Genomic DNA, 20,673 nt, shown 5'->3' with positions numbered 1-20,673 from the left:
GCGCTTCGCCCCCGGCGCGTCGACTGCAGGCCGTCGCTGGCTGATCGCGCAGTTCCCCGCGCCCCTACGGGGCACTGCATGATCCGCCGGACACGGCCTAGGGGACGCACGGCGGCCGTACGGCCTTCCCCCGCCGCACACGGGCGGGCGGGGCACGTACGATGTGGGCATGTCCTTCCTCCGCCGCCGCAGCGCCGCCACCCCCACCGGGCCGGACTTCGACGTCCTCGCCATGGATCCCGGGGACTGGCCCGGCGACCTCGGGGCCGGGCTGCTGCCCGCGCCCGACGGCAGCTGCCAGGGGGTCTTCCTCCGCTACGACCTGTTCGGCGGACGCGGCCCCGCGATGATCATCGGCAATCTGCCCGAGGGCTCCCCGGCCCGCGAGCTCGCCGAGGACCAGGTGCCCTTCGAGGTCGCCCAGCTGCTCGCCGCCCTCGGCAACGACGAGCCGGTGCAGGTCGTGGGCACGGAGGACGTGCCGGTCATGCACGAGGACAACCTGCTGATCGTGCGGCGCCTGAAGTGCTCGGAGAGCCGGATCTCCTGCACCCAGTTCGACCGCAGCGACGGCGTGCTGGTCACCATCGCCAGCTGGGACCGGCCCATCACCGACGACCTCTACCAGCTGCTGAAGCCGCTGCCCGCCGAGATGTTCCAGGCGGGCTAGCGGCCCCGGCCCGGCCGCTGGAGCCGGTTACCAGTTCGAGGGGCGCACCTGGACGTCGGAGGCCTTGACGAAGGCCACCCGGTGCCCGAACTGGATCTCGTAGTAGACGTCCTTGCCCTTTATCACCTTGTGCCCCGCCGGCTCGAAGGTCGTCGCCCACAGGTACTCGCTCGGCGACGTCGCCCCCAGCACGTACGCCTGCCCGGCGAGCAGCTTGTACGGCAGCGGGGTCACCGCCTGGACGGGGACGCCCTGCGGGTACGCCGAGGCCTCCGGGTAGGCGCGCCCGTACACCGGGATCTGCGCCAGCCCCTCCTTCGGGGTGACCAGCTTGCCGTGGGCGCCCACGGCCGCCGGCGCCGACCACGGGTCCTTGAACCAGGCCCGCTGGCCGAGGTACCAGATCGCCGTCCAGCCACCCTCCCGGCCGGCCACCGCGAACTGCTGGCCGGTCGTCGCCCGCGCCCCGGTGTCGTTGACGTCGGTCGTCGAGGGGCTGCCGTCCGGGCGCAGGCCGACGTCCTTGACCAGCGGCGCGTCGTCACGCGGCGCGGTGTACAGCCGCACCGCACTCGAGCCGTGCGCGGCACAGGTCTCGCCCGGCTTGGTGCAGCCGGTGTAGACCGGCTTGTTGGCGGTGTAGTCGGGGGCGATGGTCACCATTCCGCTGAACGGGCTCGCGGTGGCGTGCAGCGGCCTGCCCAGCAGCTCGAAGTAGTGCGCCCAGTCCCAGTACGGCCCCGGGTCGGTGTGCATGCCGCGGATCGTGGCCGGGGTGGTGCCGGGGACGTTGTCGTGCCCCAGGATGTGCTGCCGGTCCAGCGGGATGCCCAGCTTCTGCGCCAGGTACCGCACCAGCCGCGCGGAGGAACGGTACATCGCCTCCGTGTACCAGGCGGTGGGCTGGGCCAGGAACCCCTCGTGCTCGATGCCGACCGACTTGGCGTTCACGTACCAGTTGCCCGCGTGCCACGCCACGTCCTTGGTGGCCACGTGCTGGGCGACATGCCCGTCACCGGAGCGGATCGTGTAGTTCCAGGAGACGTACGTCGGATCCTTTATCAGCTTGATCGTCGTCTCCCACGTGCCCTCCGTGTCGTGGACGACGATGAAGTCCACCTTCTGCGACCGCGGTCGGTCGGCCACGTCGTGGTTGCCGTAGTCCTTGCCCTCCAGCTGCTGGTAAGGAGCCGGGATCGACTCGCAGGCCACCGTGGCCGGGCACTCGGTCTGCCCGGCCGGCAGCTCGGCCAGCCCGAGCAGCCGCAGCTGCCCGGTGCGCGGCGCGATGCGGGGCGCGGCGGGCAGACCGACCTGCTGGCCGCTGTCGGTGGTGCGCCGCTGACCGGTGCGGATCACGTCGTAGACGTCGGTGGCGAAGGTCGTCGCCGTCGCCGTGTCGGAGGCGCCCGAGTAGCCGGCGACCGCCGCGTACCAGTCGGCGGCGTCCCCGCCGAGCGGCAGAGCGAGTCGTTTCTGCTCGGCCGCCAGCAGGGCCGCGCCACCCTCCACGTTCGCCGCGGTGCTCTCGCGCAGCGCCCGGGGCTCGAGCCCCGTCAGCTCCGCGGCCCGCTCCAGGGTGCGCAACCGCGCCGGCACCGCGGCCGGCCCGGCCGCGGGCGCCGTCGCGGAGGCCGCCGAGCGGCCGGCCGACCGGGGCCGGGCCAGGTCGCCCCGGGCGTCCTCGCTGGGGTCGCCGTGGTGCCCGGCGCCGGCCAGTGCGGTGGTGGCGTCGGTCAGGTGCATCGGCCCGTAGCCGGCGGTCACGCTCGGCGCGCCGCCGTGGGAGTCCCAGCGCGACTCCATATAGGACACGCCGAGCAGCACGCCGACCGGCACGTGGTACTTGGCGGCCGCGGCCGCGAACTGCTCCTGGAGCACGCCGGCACCGCCCGGCTCCGCGGGCACGGCGGGCCCCGCGGCCAGGACCGGCAGCAGCAGGGCGGCCGACGCCACCGCGCCGGCCGCCCGCAGCGCGCGGCGGCTTCTTCGCCGGCCTCTGCGCAGGGCGGTCGGGGTGTCCGGGGCGGATCCTCGCATGGCGGCCTCCTCAAGGCGGGCCGTTCCCGCGGCCGGGAGGGCACGGGGAACGGGAGAAAAGCGTGCGCGATCAGCCTGCGGACCGAACCTATCAAGAGGCCCCGGCCCGGCAGACGATCCGTCAATCCCACGGGAGTGGCGGTCATCAGACTGGGACGGGGGGCGGGGACGCGTCAACGCCCGCGCCGGGTGTTTCCCGGCGCGGGCGTCGATGGGCGCGCTGCCCGGCGGCTCGCCCGGACGGGCGAGTGCGACACGCCGCAGGTCGGCGGTGCGGCGTTCCGGCGCCGCCGGGCGGCCGCCGCTCAGCGGGTGCCGACGGCCGCCCGGACGGCCCGGCGGGCCATGGCGCAGTCGTCGTGCAGGCGCCGCAGCACCAGCCGCTGCTCCTCGCCGGACTCCGGCGTGGTGCCCGGCGCCGCGGGCTCCTGCAGGGCCCGCTGCACCGCCGTCTCGTACACCCTGATCTCCCGGGTGAGCACCAGCATCAGGTTGACCAGGAACGCGTCCCGCGAGGTGGGCCCCGCGGCCTGCGCGTGCTGGCTGATCTGACGCCGCGCCACCGGGGCGTCGCCGAGCACGGTCCACAGCGTGGCCAGGTCGTACCCGGGCAGGTACCAGCCGGCGTTGTCCCAGTCGACGAGCACCGGGCCGGCGGGCGAGAGCAGGACGTTCGACAGCTGGGCGTCGCCGTGGCAGAACTGCCCCTGCACGTGCGCCAGGCCGTGCAGCAGCTTCTGCAGGTCGCCCATGTCCCGGTCGGTCAGCAGACCGAGCTCGTGGTAGCGGGCGATGCGCCGGCCGTAGTCCAGCGGCATGTCGAACAACCCGGCGGGGGGCCGCCACAGGTTGACCCGGCACACCGCCCCCAGCGCCGCACGGACGTCCGCGCGGGGCAGGGTGTCGACCGGATGCCGCTGCAGGGCCGCCGGCCGCCCGGGCATCCGCTCCATGACCAGGGCGCACGCGTCCGGGTCGGCGACGATCAGGCGGGGCACCCGCACCGGCGGACGGTGCCGGACGAACGCCCGGTACGCGGCTATTTCCTGCTGGAACCGCTCGACGGCCGCGGGCGACTCGTCCAGTAAACACTTGGCCACCGCTGTGGCGCGCCCGGTCGTGCCGACCAGCAGGATCGAGCGGGCACTGCGCCGGAGCACCTGAACGGGGTTGAACTCCGGGCAGATGCGATGGACCGATGAGATCACCGTGCGCAGCTGCGCGCCCTGGGGGCCGGACAAGTCGATTCTCCCGCTGAGCGGTTGGGCGCCGAGCCCCGGGGCCCGCCGTCCCCGGCCGCCCCCGAACGCGGCTCCCACGGCGTGGGAGGGGTCGAGGTACGGCCCGCCGCCCTGCTGGGTGCGGGGCGGCCGGGACGGAGCGGACACGGAGGCCGATGCTGCATACATGGGCGTTACGGATCCCTTCGTGTCGGCGAATTGCCGCGCTTCCGGCACCGGAGCCGTCGTGCACCCTGGGGAATGCGTCGGGCTTCCGGGTGGCCGGGGTTGCGCATTTCTACATCACACCCGACCGCGGGTGGCACACCATGTGGCGCACCCTGGCGAAGCCTGGCGAATACTCGCCTGGCCCATGACGCCGCGAGTACGGTCAAGTCAGCCGAGGAACCTGGGGGCTTGACGTGACGAGGGAAATCAACACCCGCCTCGCGGATCTGTTCGGCCTGGCCGGCTGGTCCAAGGGCGAGCTCGCGAGGCTCGTGAACCGGCAGGCGGCGGCCATGGGCCACCCGCAGCTGGCGACCGACACCTCGCGGGTGCGGCGCTGGATCGACATGGGCGAACGCCCCCGCGATCCCGTGCCCAAGGTGCTGGCGGCCCTCTTCACCGAGCGACTCGGCCGTGTCGTGACCATCGAGGACCTCGGGCTGGGTCGGCGCGGACGGGCAGGCAGGGGCCAGTCCTCGGAAAAGCTGTCGTGGCCGCCCGAGCGGACCGCCGCGGTCCTCACCGAATTCACGGGAATGGACCTCATGCTCAACCGACGCGGCTTGGTGGGTGCGGGCGCCGCGCTCGCCGCAGGCTCAGCAATCAGCAGCGCGATGCACGACTGGCTGCACCTCGATCCCGTCCTCGCCACGGACGCTCCCCGCATGGACGACCCCCTGCGCGTCGAGCCCGCCGGGCTCGACCGCTACGAGGCCACGCCGGTGGGCTCCATGGAGGTCGAGGCGCTGGAGCGCTCGGTGCAGGTGTTCCGGGTCTGGGACGCCTCCCGCGGCGGCGGGCTGCAGCGCAAGGCGGTGGTCGGCCAGCTCAACGAGGTGGGCGGCATGCTGGAGTACCGCCACCCCGAACACCTGCAGCGCAGGCTGTGGGGGGTGGCGGCCAACCTGGCGGTCCTGGCCGGCTGGATGTCCCACGACGTGGGCCTGGAGCCCACCGCCCAGAAGTACTTCCTCATCGCCGCCCACGCCGCCCGCGAGGGCGGGGACCGCCCCCGGGCCGGCGAGGCGCTCTCCCGGGCGGCCCGCCAGAAGGTCCATCTGAACAAGCCCGACGAGGCGCTGGACCTGATGGCGCTGGCGAAGAAGGGGGCCGGTGACGAGGCCCTGCCGCGCACCCGCGCCATGCTGTGCACCGTGGAGGCCTGGGCGCAGGCGTCGATGGGGCGCGGCCAGGCCATGCGCCGCACCCTGGGCGAGGCGGAGGAGCTCTTCGTCGCCGACAAGGGCGACGTGCCGCCGCCGGACTGGATGCAGATGTTCGACGAGGCGGACCTGCACGGGATGCAGGCCCTGGCCTACCGCACCCTCGCCGAGCACGATCCCTCGGCCGCGGCGGTCGCCCAGCAGCACGCCCGGCGGGCACTGGAGCTGCGGGCGGGCACCGTGCAGCAGCGGTCGATGATCTTCGACTACATCTCCATGGCGTCCGCCTGCTTCATCGGGGGCGAGCCGGAGCAGGCCGACACCTTCGCGCGGATGGCGCTCAGCACGATCGGGGAGAACTCCTCGCACCGCACCTGGGACCGGCTGCGCGAGATGTACCGGCTGACCGGCAAGTACTCCGCGTACGCCCGGATCGCGGACCTGCGCGAGGACCTCGAGCAGGTGCTGCCGAAGGCGCCGGGGCGCCCCAGGAAGGGAACCCTCCCCGTGTGAGGCCGTGTGAGGCCGGCCCCTCGTGTCGTGCACAGCCGGCCACTCGTGCACAACTGCCGGGAGCCGGTGGGACCGCTAGGAGCCGGCGCGGGCGACGAGCACGCACGCGTCGTCCTCGCGCTGCCGCCCGCCGAACTCCTCCAGCACCGCCCGCAGGCACTCCTGCGCACCCGCCGCCGCGGCGAACCGCGGCGCCAGGCCGCGCAGCCGCTCCTCGCAGGTGCCACCCGCCAGCCCCTCGGTGTGCAGCAGCAGCACGTCGCCGGGCCGCAGGTGTTCCTCGGACTGCGTGTACGCCGCGTCGGCCACCGCACCCAGCGGTACGCCCTCCGGCTGCCGCAGGGCGCGCGCCGTCCCGTCGCGGAACAGCAGCGGGGCGGGATGGCCGGCCCGGGACCACAGGAGCGTGCCGGAGTCCGGCTCGTAGCGGCAGCACACCGCGGTGCCCAGGGCGGGCTGGGCGGACGCCTCCAGCAGGTGGTTGAGCCAGCCCAGCAGCGGGCCCGGCTCGGCGCCGGAGACGGCCATGCCGCGCACGGCGCCCAGCAGCATCGCCATGGCCGAGGCCGTGGCCACCCCGCGGCCGGCGAGGCCGCCGGCGGTCAGCAGGGTCCGCCCGCCGGGCAGCTCCAGGGCGTCGTACCAGTCGCCCCCGGCCGGGCCGCCGGCGGCGGCGAGGTGGTGCCCGGCCACCTCCAGCGCCCCGGCGGACGGCGCGCACTGCGGCAGGCGCAGCGCGCCGCGCCACGGGGGCAGCACGGCCTCCTGCAGCTCGGCCGCGAGCCGGTGCTGCTCGGCGCGGGGCGCGGCCGCGGACCGGGGGCGGTGCGCCGGGTCACGGGTGGCGGGCACCTCCACGGGGCCGCGCCGGGCGGCGCCGAGGTCGCGCAGCACCGCCCACAGGGAGGCGGCGCAGCCGTCGGCGTCGAGGACCGGTTCGCCCATCATGTGGATCCTGCGCACGGCGCCGTCGGTGCGCACGATGCGGAACTCGCCGTCGATCGGCCGGCCGTCCACCAGGCAGCCGGTGATCATGGCGGTGAGCACCGGGGTGTCCTGCGGCAGGAGCCAGGAGGGCAGCTCGTCGAGGGTCAGTGCGCCCTCGGCCGGCCGCCGGCCGAAGAGCTCGAAGAGCTCCTCGGACCACAGGGCCTCGTCGGTGAGAAAATTCCACTCGGCGCTGCCGGCCCGCGGGCCGGGCGCGCCGCCCCCACCGCCGGGCGGTGCGGTGGCGGGTCGGTTCGCGGACAGTGGGGACGGCATCACGTACTCCGATACGAAGCGGGGCGCTGCTCCCCCCGGCCGGCGCTGCCGGGTGGCGTCGGCCTCTTCCGGCCGGGGCCGGCGGGGCTTGACGTGACGACTCTGACACAGGGAGCGAGCGCCTGGGGAGCCTTTGGCAATACCCGTACCGGTGATGCTTGAGGCATATGCCCGAGGTATGACTATGACATTTCCGGCGCCACTCGGCGGAATGCCCAGCTCCGGGTAGGCTGCGGCGCTCGGGAGGACCACGGTTCCCACAGCTCACCAGGCATGGAGGCGGTGGAGCGCGGCAAGAATGCCGTCCGTGAGGAAATCCCGTTGCCAGCCGACTCCCCGCACCGGATGCTGACCCCATGTTCGATCCAGACATAGCGCCCAGTGGCACCCTGCTCGGCCTCCTGCAGCGAGGCCGCGGCGACGGGACCCTGCACGCCCTCGCGGCCTCCCGAGCCGAGGCACTCGAGGCGCTGAACCAGTGCGTGCTCCGCGACCCCCGCCGCGACTGGCAGGTGGAGAACCGCTCCCTTTACTACGCGCGCCTGTATCTGGACCTCGACGGCGACCTCGGGGCGATCGAGGAGCACCTCTTCGCCCCCGGCGACCTGCTGGACGGTGCCGAGGAGCGCACCGGGCTGGCCCTGGCCGTCCTCGGCCACCTCGCCTCCTACGGCCGCGCCGACGCCCTGGCGCTCCTGCGCCGCTACGCCGCCACCGGCGGCAACTGGGCCTGGGCCCTGGACGAGCTGGCCCTGCGCGACGACGACGCCGGGCTGCTGAGCCTGTGCGCCCCCGTCCTCGCCCGGTTCCCGCACACCCCCGAGGGGGAGGCCGCGCTCACCACCGCCGTCCGCGACGCCTTCGAACCGCGGCCCTGGCGGCTGTGGGCCGACGACGAGCGCTTCCCGGCCCTGGCCGCCCGGGTCCGGGCGGCCCGCGAGCGCGGGTCCTTCGACCGCTGGCAGCGCCAGCTGCGCCCCTCCGGCCCGCGCCCGGGCTGGAGTGTGCGCGAGGTGCTGCAGTGGGCCGACGCGGGCCTGGAGCAGCACCCCGCCCAGCAGCGCCACGTGCCCGCCACCCGCTGCCTGACCGCCGTCGCCGGTCCCGAGGACCGCGAGGAGATCATCGACGCCGCCCGCCGGGGCGGCGAGGCCGCCCGGGCCACCGCCCTGCGCTACCTCGCCGAGCACCACGACCCCCAGGCCCTCGACCTGATCGAGGCGGCCGCCGACGACCCGGCCCCGCTGGTCGCCGGGGCCGCGGTCACCGCCTTCGAGCGCATGCGCAGCGCGGCCGCCCTGGAGCGCGCCCGCGCCTGGATCCACCGCCCCGACGCGCTCGGCGCCGCCGCCGCCGGCATGCTCGCCTGCCGCGGCGCCCAGTACGACGCCGCGCTCGTCCTGGGCGCCCTGCGCCGCACCGTGCGCGCCGAGGGCTGCGATGCGCCCGTGCTGTTCGACCTGGTCGACGGCGCCGGGCGGCTGGCGATCGGCTGCGCCGCGCCCGTCCTGCGCCACGTCTACCGCGAGACCGCCTCCTCGCACCTGCGCGGCCGGGCCGCCCGCGCCCTGGCCGCCACCGACCCCTCCTTCGCCACCGGCTTCGCCGTCGAGTGCCTGTGGGACTGCGAGGAGACCACCCGTGAGCTCGCCGCGCACCACGCCACCACGGCCGACGCCCGCGTCGTGGAGCAGCTGCGGCGCCTGGCGGCCGACCCGGCCGAGGAGGCCGAGGTGCAGACGGCGGTGCGCAACCGATTCGAGCCGGACGCACCGGCGCTGTGAGGGGCGCGGGCATGCGCCCTGCTGGGCGGTGCGACCGTATGCCGATAATGGGGGCCGCCCCGCGCCCGCGGGGCGGCACGAAACCATGGCACCACAGCCAGAGCACCGGACACAGGGGGCGCGGATGACGCACGACCGCAAGCACGACGGACCGTACCGGGGGAGCCTGGCACGCAGAGTCTCCGCCCTGCTCGCCCTGTTCCTGGGGGCCGTGCTGCTGGCCACGCCCGCCGCGGCCGCCGCCGCGCCGGCGCCGCGGGAGGCGAGCGCGCCGCTCGCCGTCGCCTCCGCCGGTGACCGCGTGGTCCAGGCCGGCGCCCACCACGGCGGTCACGCCGCGTCGCACACCTCGTCGCACGCCTCGACGCACCACGGCGACCACACGACGCTGGCCGGCAAGAGCGAGAAGAAGGACAAGAAGAAGGACAAGAAGAAAAAGAAGGGCTTCTTCAAGCGGCTGGGCACGGCCCTGCTGGTGATCGTGATCCTCGCCATCCTGTTCGTGGTGGCGCTGATCGTGATCGCCGTCTTCCTGATCCGCCGCGCCTTCCGGCGCCGCCGCACCTGACGGCCGCACGCCGGCCGCCGCACGCCGAGCCCCCGCCCCCAGGGCGGGGGCTCGGCGCGTTCAGCTGCTCCTGGCCACCCAGGTCAGCGCGAGCCACGGGGTGGCCGCCGAGCCGGTGGCCAGGTACCAGCCCGTCTGCGTGGTGGGGAAGCCGATGAGCAGCGGGACGACGAGGGCGGCGCCGCACAGCAGGACGACCGCGGCGGGCAGGTGCACCCAGGGCTCGAACCGGCGGGCGTAGCGCACCCCGGCCTCCCGCCGGTACAGCGCGATGCTCGTGACGAGGCCGGCGGCCAGGGTGAGCGTCCAGATCGCCGGCAGCACGATCATGCGTCCGGCGAAGGTGTCCAGGTCGTTGCCGGGCGACTGACGGACCCCCAGTTCCGGCCGGTCGGGCACGTAGACGACCTCCACCGTGCGACCCGCCTCCGGCTTGCCGCTGGTGTGCACGTCGGGCACGGTGACGTCCCGATCGCCGTCGGGGAAGGGGACGCTGACCACGAGCGTGGTGGCGTACTCGTCGATGTCGTTCATCTCCCGCCCCGTGGGCCGGGGTTGGCCGGCGATGCGCACGACGTCCACCTCGTGGGTGCCGCCGCCCGCGCGCTGGGCGCGGGCCAGCCACTTGCCCTCCGCCCCGTCCGGCCCCACCCCCTGGCACAGCGCCGCACCGCTGGCCAGGGCGATGCCGAAGCCCAGGACCCAGCACAGCAGCCGGGAGGGGCGCGGCTCGGGCCCTGGCTCGTAGCGCCGGCGCCAGGTCTTGCGGCGCAGCGCGGCGCGCCGGCGCGCGCGGGCCAGGGCCGAGGCGAGGAGCCAGCACGCGGCGCAGGCGATGCTCGTCCCGAGCAGCAGCAACTGATGGCGCTTGGGCGGTAGTTCCCGGAACGGGACCACGCCGAGCAGGACGGTCGCGTACCCCGTGAGCACCGTCGCCCACCCCGTGAGGCGCGTCCATATCCTCATGCCGTACTTCCCCCACCCACTTCGTTGATCTTGAAATGGACAGCGTAACGGGGGCGGCGGGGCGGTCACTCGTAGGGGACCAGGAACCGTTCGGGCTCACAGGCGTCGCAGAAGCGGACGTCGTACTCGGCGGCCCGCGCCCGGGCCTCGGCGGTGGTCAGGGTCTCCTCCCCGCCACGCGGCACCCAGCAGCCGGCGTGGTGCAGTTCCTGCAGGGTGCCGCCGGGCCGGCGGTGCACGGTGACGGGCCAGATGGCGTCCTCCATGTCGTGGCGCCACTCGCCCTTCAGGCGCTGGAGCACCACTTCGCGCACCCAGTCGCGCGGGGAGATGCCGCTTTCCTGAGCGGCTGCCTCGATTCGGACGAGTTCCTCAGGGGTGAAGAGCGTCTCCATGACGCGCGACAGTAGCAGCGCGGCATGGCCTGCGAACCGGGTTCCGGGCATTGGCCTGCGGTGCTGACCTGCGGGTTGACCGGCTGCAGCCGCCGGTTGCTGCACGGGGCAATGATCATCTCATCGCACGAACCGCAGCTCCGGCGCCATGGGGGAGCGGTGGCATAGGACGGTGGTCTACTCGCCCGGCGCCGCGCTCCATACCCTGCGGGCCCGGCCTTTGGCCATTCCGTTATCACCCGTCCTCGTGAACGCCCCCGCTTTCCGGGGGGACGGGCTCCTCTTCCGGTGCCGGGTCGGTCTCCACGCCGTGCGCGCGGGCCAGCCACAGGGCGTCGTCGAGCTCGTCCTCGGCGACCGCCGCCGCGTAGACGTCTCCGGCGGCCCGGGCGGCCGCCAGGGCGGCACGGGCGTTGCGCACCCGTTCCCGCATCGCTTCGGCGAACGCACTCACGGCTGTCCCCTCCTGGGTCCGTACGGCTGCCCGCGTCCGGGGTGAACGGAGGAATCCCGCAATTCTAGGCCACCCGGGCGAACGCCCCCAGCCCTGCGCTGTGCAGGTGATGTGACACCCGCTTCGGTGTGTTCATCACATGATTCCAGGTCTCCTTTGTTATGTTCATCGGACTTGTCCCATTGGTGTCGATTCAAGGCCCGTCCTTCAGCGACCGGGGGTGTGTGTGGTGGCTGTTCCGGCCCGTCCGGCGAGTTCCGCCCGGCTCACGAAGGTGCCCCCGGGAAGGGCCGGCCAGGGTCGCGGAACGCGCCGGTCCGGGGGGCGGCCGCAGGACTCCGCCGCCTCCGGCTACGACTATCCCCGCTTCAGCCGGCTGGCCGGAGAGCTGACCGAACCCCCCGCCGACGGCTACCGCGTGCGCTACCGGCGGCTGCTCGACCACGGCCCCGGCCGCGGAATCGGCGTACGGCTGCTGGTGGCGGCCGCCCCCCTGCTCTCCCTCACCCTGCTGCTGTGGCTGATCTCCCCGGGCCACTGGCTGGAGCGGCCCTACGTCAGCGACTGGGAGCACTGCTGCGACCGGCTCATGCTCGCCGCCGTCGCCCTGATCGAACTCTTCCGCACCGTCAACGTCGCCTCCAACGCGCACGCCACCTGGGTGGCCCGCGACCCCGTCCCCGTACGCCCCCAACCCGGCACGCGGGTGGCCTTCCTGACCACCTTCGTGCCCGGCAAGGAACCCATGTCCATGCTGCGCGCCACGCTGGAGGGGGCGGTACGCATCCACCACGACGGGCCGCTGGACGTATGGCTGCTGGACGAGGGCGACGACCCCGCGGCCCGGCGGCTGTGCGAACGCCTGGGCGTACGGCACTTCTCCCGCAAGGGCGTCGACCGCTGGAACCAGCCCTCCGGCGCCTACCGCGCCCGCACCAAGCACGGGAACTACAACGCCTGGCTCGACGCCCACGGCGACGACTACGCGTTCATGGCCTGCGTCGACACCGACCACGTGCCGCTGCCCAACTTCCTCGAACGCATGATGGGCTACTTCCGCGACCCCGACGTGGCCTTCGTGGTCGGCCCCCAGGTCTACGGCAACTACACCAGCGCCGTCACCAAATCCGCCGAGAGCCAGCAATTCCTCTTCCACGCCCTCATCCAACGGGCGGGCAACGCCTACGGCTCGCCCATGTTCGTCGGCACCAGCAACTGCGTACGCATCGACGTCCTGCGGCAGATCGGCGGCCTGTACGACTCCATCACCGAGGACATGGCCACCGGCCTGGAGATCCACCGCCGCCGCAACCCCGCCACCGGCCGCCGCTGGAAGTCGGTCTACACCCCCGACGTGCTCGCCGTCGGCGAGGGCCCCTCCACCTGGACCGACTTCTTCAGCCAGCAACTGCGCTGGTCCCGCGGCACCTACGAGACCCTGATGCACCAGTTCTGGAAGGCCATGTGGCAGCTGTCGCCCGGCCGGCTGCTCAACTACGTCTTCATGGTCGCCTACTACCCCATGGCGGCCGTCACCTGGGTGCTGGGCGCCCTCAGCTGCGTCCTCTTCCTCGTCCTCGGCGCCTCCGGCATCACGGTCGAGTCCTCCCTGTGGCTGATGCTCTACTGCGACGCCGCCGCCCTGCAGGTGGGCCTGTACCTGTGGAACCGGCGCCACAACGTCAGCCCCCACGAACCGGCCGGCTCCTCCGGCGCCGCCGGCATGCTGATGTCCGCCCTCGCCGCACCCGTGTACGCCCAGTCGCTCGCCCAGGCGCTGCTGCGCCGCCGCTCCCGCTTCGTGGTCACCCCCAAGGGCGAGTCCGCCAGCCCCGACCGCCCGGCCACCTTCCGCACCCACCTGGCCTGGGCGGCGCTGTTCCTCGCCGCCCTGATCGTCTCCTGGCCGCTGGGCCACGCCCACTCCGCCATGCGCCTGTGGGCCCTGCTGGCCCTGCTCACCGCGCTCGGCCCCTACCTGGTGTGGCAGGCCGGGCTGCGGCAGGAACGGACGGACGTCGCGAACGAGGTGGGATGAGTGGACGTGAAGGCGAGGATCCGCGAGCGCAGGACGCGCAAGGCCCTGCTGGCCACCACCGGCGTGCTGGTGCTCGTCGCCGCCAACGGCCCCGCGGCCGCCGGCTTCGCCGAGCGCGCCTGGCACGAATACACCATCAACCAGCCGTCCTACAAGGCCCGCTACGGGCACTGGGACCTGGTCGACGTCCCCGGCGGCTTCCGCATCAACGCCATCCACGCCGCCCTGCTGCGCACCGGCAAGGTGCTGCTGATCGCCGGCTCCGGCAACGACGAGAAGAACTTCCGCGCCGGCACCTTCCGCAGCGTCCTGTGGGACCCGGTGCGCAACACCTTCACCAGCGTGCGCACCCCCAAGGACATGTTCTGCGCCGGCCACGCCCAGCTGCCCGACGGCCGTCTGCTCGTCGCCGGCGGCACCGCCCGCTACGAGAAGCTCACCGGCGACGTCAAGCGGGCCGGCGGCGCGATGCTCGTCAAGAACGAGAACCCCGACGCCCCGCGCACCCTGCCCGCCGGAACCGTCTTCGTCGGCTCCACCGGCAAGCAGTACCGCTCCCAGTTCCCCGTCCTGGTGCCGCGCGCGAAGAAGACGGTCAAGGGCGAGCAGGTGAGCGTCACCGCCGCCCAGGCACGCGTCTACGTCGAGGCCGTCACCGAGGGCGAGACGGGCATCACCCACACCGCCGACCAGTACCGCGTCAAGGGCCTGGCCGGCCGCGCCGCCCAGGACGTCTACGGGCTCGCGGCCAAGCTGGGGCTGGACAAGAAGGACTTCCAGGGCCTGCGCGAGGCCTACGAGTTCGACCCCGTGGCCGAGCGCTACGTGCCCGTCGACCCCATGGCCGAGGCCCGCTGGTACCCCACGCTCGTCACCCTGGAGGACGGCCGCGTCCTGACCGTCTCCGGCCTGGACGACATGGGCGAGATCATCCCCGGCAAGAACGAGATCTACGACCCGGAGAGCCGCACCTGGTCACCGGGCCCCGACCGGTACTTCCCCACCTACCCCGCCCTCTTCCTCACCGGCGCCGGGCAGTTGTTCTACTCCGGCTCCAACGCCGGCTACGGGCCCGCCGACAAGGGCCGCACCCCCGGCGTGTGGGACCTGGAGACCAACACCTTCCTGCCCGTCCCCGGCCTGGAGGACGCGGACATGACCGAGACCTCCGCCTCCGTGCTGCTGCCCCCCGCCCAGGACCGCAAGGTGATGATCCTCGGAGGCGGCGGGGTGGGGGAGTCCCACGCCTCCACCCGCCGCACCGCCATCGCCGACCTCACCGCCGACGCCCCCCGCTACACCCCCGGCCCCGACCTGCCCCAGGGCACCCGCTACCTCAACGCCGTCCTCACCCCCGACGACCGGGTCTTCACCACCGGCGGCTCCGGCGACTACCGCGGCAAGCGCGGCTCCGACATCCTGCGCGCCCAGTTCTACGAACCGCGCACCCGCAGCTTCCGCCCGGCGGCCGCGCCCACCGTCGGACGCGACTACCACGCCGAGGCCCTGCTGCTGCCCGACGGACGGATCGCCGTCTTCGGCTCCAACCCGCTGTTCGCCGACAAGGACGACACCGTCATGGGCACCTTCGAACAGCGCATCGAGGTCTACACCCCGCCCTACCTCTACCGCGACCAGCGCCCCGCCCTGCGCACCGGCCCCCTGGAGACCGGGCGCGGCCAGAGCCTCGCCCTGCCCGGGGCCGACGCCCGCCGGGCCGTCGCCGCCCGGCTGATGCGCCCGAGCGCCGTCACCCACGCCACCGACGTCGAGCAGCGCTCCGTCGCCCTGCCCCTCACGGCCCGCGACGGCACCCTGAAGGTGACGATCCCCGAGGACCCCGCGCTCGTCCCGGCCGGCTGGTACATGCTCTTCCTCACCGACCGCGCCGGCACCCCGTCCAAGGCGGCCTGGGTGCACGTACGCTGACCCGCCGATCGACACCGCCCCGCGCCCCTTTGGGGCGCCGTGGTGGCGCGTGACGATGATTCGCCGGACAGTCCCTGACACGCCCTACGACTGCAGCAGCGGCTGCCAGCCGCGCGCCGTCACCAGGCCCAGCGCGTACTCCGCCCACCAGTGTCCCGCCGCCGGGGCCCCGCGGCACGCGCCGTCCGACTCGCCGGGCCGCTTGACCCACACGAAGGCGTCCACCTTGGGGTCGCCCGTACGCGTGGTCGGCGCGGCCCCCAGCGCCCGGCCCGGCGGGTTGCACCACGACTCCGCCCCGTCCTGCCCGGGCCCCGCCGGCAGCGGGCCGTTGCCGTTGCGGCTGGTGTCGATGATGTAGTGCGCGCCGCCCAGTTGCTGCGAGAGCTGCTCGCCGTAGGCGCGGGTGACGGGCGTGGTGTGGAAGTTCGAGACGTTCAGCGCGAAGCCGTCGGCCCGCTCCACCCCCGCCTTGCGCAGCGCGTCGGCCAGCAGCTTCTGGTCGCGGATCCAGCCCGCGTTGCCCGCATCCACGTACACCGACGTCCCCGGCCGCGCCTTGAACGCCGCGACCGCCTCGGCCAGCAGGCCCAGTCGCTCCTGCGCTGCCTCGCGGGGCAGACAGCCGGACGCCCACTGGGCGACCGCGTCCGGCTCCAGCACCACCCACGCCCGCCGCTCACCGATGCCCTCGGCGGCCCGGGCGACCCAGGCCCGGTACGCCTCGGCGGTGGGCGCCCCGCCCGAGGAGTACTGACCGCAGTCGCGGTGCGGCACGTTGTAGGCCACGAGCAGCGGGATGCGCGCGGCGCGTTCGGCCTCCTCCGTGACGCGGGCCACCTGCTCCCTGGGGTCGTCGCCCGTCATCCACACCGCCGTGGGCTGCTCGGCGATGCGCCGCACCGCCTCGGCGTCCGCCTCCCGCCCCCTCTCCTGCCAGGCCCGCGCCTGCCGGGCCGCCCGGGCATCGGGCTCGACCCAGAAGGGCGAGTCACCGCCCCCGCCGGGGCCGCCGGCCGCGGCCGGGACGGCCGCCGGCCACCAGGCGCAGCCTGCGCAGACGAGGGCGGCCGTGCCGCGCCGGGCCGCGGCGCCCGGGCGGAGGAAACGGATCCGGGTCATGGACGCCACCTCCCGCTGGAGTGCGATGGTCGTACCAGCGTGAGATATGCCGCCCCGTCGGGCCGGGATTTCCCCGGCCCCGTGCCGGGCGTGTCTCACGCCCCGCCCAGCACCTCGGCCAGGTCGTAGCGCACCGGCTCCTCCAACTGGGCGTATGTGCAGCTGTCCGGGTCCCGGTCCGGGCGCCAGCGGCGGAACTGGGCGGTGTGCCGGAAGCGGTCGCCCTGCATGTGGTCGTAGGCCACCTCCACCACCCGCTCCGGGCGCAGCGGGATCCACGACAGGTCCTTCTTGCCCGTCCAGCGGCTCGGCCCGCCCGGAAGCCGGCCGGCGGCCTGGGCCTCGGCGCTCGCCCACTCCTGCCACGGGTGCCCCGTCGCGTCCGGCATGACCAGCGGCTCCAGTTCCGTCATCAGCTGCCGGCGCCGGGCCATGGGGAACGACGCGCACACCCCCACGTGCTGCAACCGCCCGGCGCCGTCGTACAGCCCCAGCAGCAGCGAGCCCACCACCGGGCCGCTCTTGTGGTGCCGCAGGCCGGCGACGACGCAGTCGGCCGTGCGCTCGTGCTTGACCTTGACCATCACCCGCTGGCCCGGCCGGTACGGCAGCTCCGGCGGCTTGGCCACCACCCCGTCCAGACCCGCGCCCTCGAACTGCTCGAACCAGCCCTGCGCCACCGTCAGGTCACCGGTCGAGGGCGCGACGAACAGCGGCGGGTGCGCCCCGCCCAGCGCCCCCGTCAGCTCCTCGCGGCGCCGGCGCTGCGGCTCCTGCATCAACGAGGCGTCGCCGAGCGCCAGCAGGTCGAAGGCGACGAAGGAGGCCGGCGTCACCTCCGCCAGGTGCCGCACCCGCGAGGCGGCGGGGTGGATGCGCTCCAGCAGCGCGTCGAAGTCCAGCCGGCCCTCGCGGGCGACGACGATCTCCCCGTCCACCACGCAGCGCCCCGGCAGCTGTTCGCGCAGCGCGGCCACGAGCTCGGGGAAGTAACGGGTCAGCGGCCTGCCCGTGCGGCTGCCCAGTTCCAGTTCGGCGCCGTCGCGGAAGACGATCGAGCGGAAGCCGTCCCACTTGGCCTCGTAGCTCATCCCCGGCGGGATCTCGGGGGCGAGCTTGGCGAGCATCGGCTCGACCGGGGGCATCACCGGAAGGTCCATGATCCCCGATTGTGCTGGGCCACCCGGCCCCCCGCCCGCCGACGGGCGCCGCCCGCCCGTGCGGCCTAGCGTGAAACGCATGGCAGAGACCATGGAGCTCACCGTCGGGGAGCGCACGGTACGGCTGTCCAACCCCGGCAAGGTCTACTTCCCCGAGCGCGGCTACACCAAGTACGACGTCGCCCAGTACTACCTGAGCGTCGCGGACGGCATCGTACGGGCCCTGAAGGACCGGCCCACCACGCTGGAGCGCTACCCCGACGGGGTGACGGGGGAGTCGTTCTTCCAGAAGCGGGCGCCCAAGAACCTCCCCGACTGGATCCCCACCGGCCGCATCTCCTTCCCCAGCGGCCGGCACGCCGACGAGATCTGCCCCGGCGAGGCGGCCGCGGTGCTGTGGGCGGCCAACCTGGGCTGCCTGACCTTCCACCCCTGGCCCGTCCGGCGGGGCGACACCGACCACCCCGACGAACTGCGCATCGACCTCGACCCGCAGCCCGGCACCGGCTACGCGGACGCCGTGCACGCCGCCCTGCTGCTGCGCGAGGTCCTCGCAGGCCTCGGCCTGACCGGCTGGCCCAAGACCTCCGGCGGCCGCGGCCTGCACGTCTTCGTGCCCATCGCACCGCAGTGGACCTTCGTCCAGGTGCGCCGGGCGGCCATCGCGGTCGCCCGCGAGCTGGAGCGGCAGGACCCGCGGCGCATCACCACGGCGTGGTGGAAGGAGGAAAGGGGGCCAAAGATCTTTGTCGACTACAACCAGACCGCCCGCGACCGCACCATCGCCAGCGCCTACTCGGTGCGCCCCCGCCCGCACGCCCCGGTCTCGGCGCCGCTGCGCTGGGAGGAGCTGGAGCGGGCCGTGCCCGAGGACTTCGACCTGGCCACCATGCCGGCCCGGTTCGCCGAGGCCGGCGACGTGCACGCCGGCATGGACGACCGGCCCTGCGACCTGGAGGCGGCCCTGGACCTGGCTGCCCGCGACGAGCGCGAGCACGGCCTGGGCGACCTGCCCTACCCGCCCGAACACCCCAAGATGAAGGGCGAACCCAAGCGCGTCCAGCCCAGTCGGGCCAGGAAGGAGGACGACTGACGGATTTGTGTTTATGGCGACATTTCATGTGGAACCTGGGCAATGCGTGATCCACTTCGCATCGAGGGAGTTCCCATGTTCACTACACTCGCGATCCGCACCAGGAAGATCACCGCCGGCGTGATCGCGGCCGCCGCCCTCGGGGGAACCCTGCTGGCCGCCGCCCCCGCCGCCCACTCCGCCGACCAGCCCGTCGCCGCCCCGCCGCCGAGCCGCCCCTACGGCGCCGTCGTCGCCACCGCGGGCGTCGTCGAGCGGGTCTTCCCCACCACCGACTCCGCGCCCAAGGGCCTGCTGAAGTACCGCACCCAGGTCCCCCTGCGGTGCAAGGCGCGCGCCCAGGACGTCTCCGGCAACCCCGTCTGGTACCTGCTGCGCGAACGCAACACCTGGGTCGCGGCGAAGTACGTGGAGAACACCGGCAACGTGCCGGTGTGCCGCACGGTCGACCGCAACTCCCTCGACGAACCCGCCGTCCAGGGCCGCAAGGAGCAGCAGCCCAAGAAGACACCGGCGTAACGCCGCGTAACACCGGGAGACGGTGGGCCCGTTGCGCCCTTCCTTACCGGCACCGACGCACCGGCGCCTACAGTTGCGTCACGGGCTCGACGAAACGGCCGGAAGGAAGACGCGTTGGACCACCCGACCCACGGTTGCGTTCTGTTGCTGGACGGCACCCCCGACCGGCGGCGGGGTGCCGTGCCCAACCCGACGGCGCACGCCGTCGCCGGTGCCCGACCGCGCCAGTTCCTCGCCGCCCCCTCCGCCGACGTGGTGCAGCTCCCCGCCATGGCGGGGCCGCAGAGCGTCCTGGCCTACCTGCAGGACGCGGTCACCGTCCCCGGGCCGCTCCTGGTGTGGGTCACCGGACACCTGATGGTCCCCGCCCGGCGCAGCACCCAACTCCACCTCGCGCTGCGCGAGTCCACCCCCGCCACCGTCCGCTACACCGGCCTGCCCTGGGACTGGCTCACCCGCACCCTGCGGGAACACCCGGGGCCGACCCTCCTCCTGCTCGACGTCGAGGCCGACGCCCACGCCTGGCCCCACGTCGCCGCCGCGGCCCACGACGGCCGCCTCGCGGACGGGCTGGCCCTGTACGGGATCGCCACCCCGAGCCCGCCGGGGCCCGCCCCGGAGGCGAGCGCCTACACCCGCTCCTTCCTCGCCGCCCTGGCCGCCGGCCACCCCACGGCCGGGCCCACCCTCGACCCCGGCCTGCTGCACCAACTGGCGCTGACCGGCGCCCCCCTGCCGGAGGGCGCCCTGCCCCTGCAGTCCGGCGCCACGGGCCCCCTCCTGGCCAACCGCGCGGCTCCACCGCCGGCGGCACCGGTCGCACCGGCGGTGCCCCGGGCGGTGGCTGTGGCAGAGCTGCCCGCGGACGCCGGTGTCCGTGCCGTCGACCTGCCCCGCGACCACCTCGCCGCACCTGAGCACGTCGCACCGGCGCCCGCCGAGCCGGAGGCCGCGGTTCCCGGTCCCGCACCCCTGCCCGACATCCTCGCCGCCGCGCACGCGGGCCGGCACAACGAGGCGGCCGCCATGGCCGCCGCCTGGGAGCAGCTGACGCTGCGCCGGCACGGGCCGCACAGCGCCGAAGCCGGGCTGTGGATCGAGGTGCGCGCCGACCTCGCGCGGCTCGCGGGCGACCATCCGCGCGCCGCCGAGCTGTGGATGTCCGCCGCCGCCCAGCGGCTCGAACGCGGCGGACCCGAGGACACCGAGGCGCTCGCCGCCCTCAAGCGGGCCCACTACTGCTGGCAGCACAGCGGCGAGCGCGGTCACCGGCTCGCCCCCGCCCTGCTCGCGCTGTGGGAGCGGGTGCCCGACGGCGCCGAGGCCGCCGCCGACGTCCGCACCCGCCTCCAGGGCGTGTCCTAGCGCCCCGTAGGGGCGTGGGGCTGTGCCGATCTGCGACTGCCGCCGCGTCGTGGCTTGTCGCGCAGTTCCCGCGCCCCTTACGGGGGCGCTAGGTGTGTTGTCCCGGGACGTTGGTGACACGCGGGCTGGGTGCTTGAACGGGTGAGGGCCTTCTGGCTCGGTGTGGATTGCGACATCTACGCC

The 20,673-nt window shown here is 74.2% G+C and carries 17 protein-coding genes; 9 read left to right on the top strand and 8 right to left on the bottom strand.

Annotated elements, in window-relative coordinates:
• Positions 1–169 precede the first annotated feature (169 nt).
• Positions 170–670: a hypothetical protein gene (locus AB0K17_RS30015; RefSeq protein ID WP_365969353.1), complete on the top strand. Its 501-nt coding sequence runs from the start codon at positions 170–172 to the stop codon at positions 668–670.
• A 27-nt stretch (positions 671–697) separates the two neighbouring features.
• On the opposite strand, the gene AB0K17_RS30010 is transcribed toward AB0K17_RS30015, so the two are convergent.
• Together AB0K17_RS30010 and AB0K17_RS30005 are read right to left on the bottom strand one after the other, a co-directional pair.
• Positions 698–2,710, bottom strand: coding sequence for an N-acetylmuramoyl-L-alanine amidase (locus AB0K17_RS30010; protein WP_365984922.1), 2,013 nt, complete (start codon positions 2,708–2,710; stop codon positions 698–700).
• Positions 2,711–3,015: 305 nt separating this feature from the next.
• Entirely contained in the window at positions 3,016–4,119 is a 1,104-nt protein-coding gene (locus AB0K17_RS30005) for an aminoglycoside phosphotransferase family protein (RefSeq protein WP_365969351.1), read from the bottom strand.
• Positions 4,120–4,352: 233 nt separating this feature from the next.
• Between AB0K17_RS30005 and AB0K17_RS30000 the strand changes: the two genes are divergently transcribed.
• Complete coding sequence (locus tag AB0K17_RS30000; RefSeq protein WP_365969350.1) at positions 4,353–5,834, top strand: hypothetical protein; 1,482 nt, start codon at positions 4,353–4,355, stop codon at positions 5,832–5,834.
• Positions 5,835–5,909: 75 nt separating this feature from the next.
• Here the strand turns inward: AB0K17_RS30000 and AB0K17_RS29995 are convergent, their stop codons facing one another.
• Positions 5,910–7,097 (bottom strand): SpoIIE family protein phosphatase, encoded by a 1,188-nt coding sequence (locus AB0K17_RS29995; RefSeq protein WP_365984921.1) that lies wholly within the window; start codon positions 7,095–7,097, stop codon positions 5,910–5,912.
• A 356-nt stretch (positions 7,098–7,453) separates the two neighbouring features.
• On the opposite strand from AB0K17_RS29995, the gene AB0K17_RS29990 reads away from it, so the two are divergent.
• Together AB0K17_RS29990 and AB0K17_RS29985 are read left to right on the top strand one after the other, a co-directional pair.
• A complete protein-coding gene (locus tag AB0K17_RS29990; protein ID WP_365969348.1) occupies positions 7,454–8,881 on the top strand; it encodes a HEAT repeat domain-containing protein in 1,428 nt (475 codons plus the stop codon).
• A gap of 124 nt (positions 8,882–9,005) precedes the next feature.
• A complete protein-coding gene (locus AB0K17_RS29985; protein WP_365969347.1) occupies positions 9,006–9,449 on the top strand; it encodes a hypothetical protein in 444 nt (147 codons plus the stop codon).
• 60 nt (positions 9,450–9,509) lie between these two features.
• On the opposite strand, the gene AB0K17_RS29980 is transcribed toward AB0K17_RS29985, so the two are convergent.
• From AB0K17_RS29980 to AB0K17_RS29970, 3 genes are all read right to left on the bottom strand, one after another.
• Complete coding sequence (locus tag AB0K17_RS29980; RefSeq protein ID WP_365969346.1) at positions 9,510–10,415, bottom strand: hypothetical protein; 906 nt, start codon at positions 10,413–10,415, stop codon at positions 9,510–9,512.
• Positions 10,416–10,480: 65 nt separating this feature from the next.
• Positions 10,481–10,810, bottom strand: coding sequence for a DUF6233 domain-containing protein (locus AB0K17_RS29975; protein WP_365969344.1), 330 nt, complete (start codon positions 10,808–10,810; stop codon positions 10,481–10,483).
• Between the two features lie 235 nt (positions 10,811–11,045).
• The gene (locus AB0K17_RS29970) at positions 11,046–11,264 is read right to left on the bottom strand and encodes a hypothetical protein (RefSeq protein WP_365969343.1); all 219 of its coding nucleotides are present in this window, start codon (positions 11,262–11,264) and stop codon (positions 11,046–11,048) included.
• Between the two features lie 274 nt (positions 11,265–11,538).
• On the opposite strand from AB0K17_RS29970, the gene AB0K17_RS29965 reads away from it, so the two are divergent.
• The gene (locus tag AB0K17_RS29965; protein WP_365984920.1) at positions 11,539–13,302 is read left to right on the top strand and encodes a glycosyltransferase family 2 protein; all 1,764 of its coding nucleotides are present in this window, start codon (positions 11,539–11,541) and stop codon (positions 13,300–13,302) included.
• 6 nt (positions 13,303–13,308) lie between these two features.
• Positions 13,309–15,231 (top strand): kelch motif-containing protein, encoded by a 1,923-nt coding sequence (locus AB0K17_RS29960; RefSeq protein ID WP_365984919.1) that lies wholly within the window; start codon positions 13,309–13,311, stop codon positions 15,229–15,231.
• A gap of 84 nt (positions 15,232–15,315) precedes the next feature.
• Here the strand turns inward: AB0K17_RS29960 and AB0K17_RS29955 are convergent, their stop codons facing one another.
• Together AB0K17_RS29955 and AB0K17_RS29950 are read right to left on the bottom strand one after the other, a co-directional pair.
• Positions 15,316–16,353: a glycoside hydrolase family 6 protein gene (locus AB0K17_RS29955; protein WP_365984918.1), complete on the bottom strand. Its 1,038-nt coding sequence runs from the start codon at positions 16,351–16,353 to the stop codon at positions 15,316–15,318.
• A gap of 95 nt (positions 16,354–16,448) precedes the next feature.
• Positions 16,449–17,513, bottom strand: coding sequence for an ATP-dependent DNA ligase (locus tag AB0K17_RS29950; RefSeq protein ID WP_365984917.1), 1,065 nt, complete (start codon positions 17,511–17,513; stop codon positions 16,449–16,451).
• Between the two features lie 79 nt (positions 17,514–17,592).
• Here AB0K17_RS29950 and ligD point away from each other — a divergent pair, with 79 nt between their 5' ends.
• The 3 genes from ligD to AB0K17_RS29935 all read left to right on the top strand — a co-directional run bounded on the left by ligD (position 17,593) and on the right by AB0K17_RS29935 (position 20,490).
• Positions 17,593–18,606, top strand: coding sequence for a non-homologous end-joining DNA ligase (gene ligD / locus AB0K17_RS29945; RefSeq protein WP_365984916.1), 1,014 nt, complete (start codon positions 17,593–17,595; stop codon positions 18,604–18,606).
• Positions 18,607–18,681: 75 nt separating this feature from the next.
• Complete coding sequence (locus AB0K17_RS29940) at positions 18,682–19,125, top strand: SH3 domain-containing protein (RefSeq protein ID WP_365984915.1); 444 nt, start codon at positions 18,682–18,684, stop codon at positions 19,123–19,125.
• A 114-nt stretch (positions 19,126–19,239) separates the two neighbouring features.
• Positions 19,240–20,490: a hypothetical protein gene (locus AB0K17_RS29935; protein ID WP_365984914.1), complete on the top strand. Its 1,251-nt coding sequence runs from the start codon at positions 19,240–19,242 to the stop codon at positions 20,488–20,490.
• Positions 20,491–20,673: the final 183 nt, after the last annotated feature.

Origin of the sequence: Streptomyces sp. NPDC049585 (assembly GCF_040675615.1) — a bacterium.
Lineage (GTDB): Bacteria > Actinomycetota > Actinomycetes > Streptomycetales > Streptomycetaceae > Streptomyces > Streptomyces luteosporeus.
The sequence above is the reverse complement of the archived record's forward strand: the minus strand, read 5'-3'. Positions and strand labels throughout refer to the sequence as shown.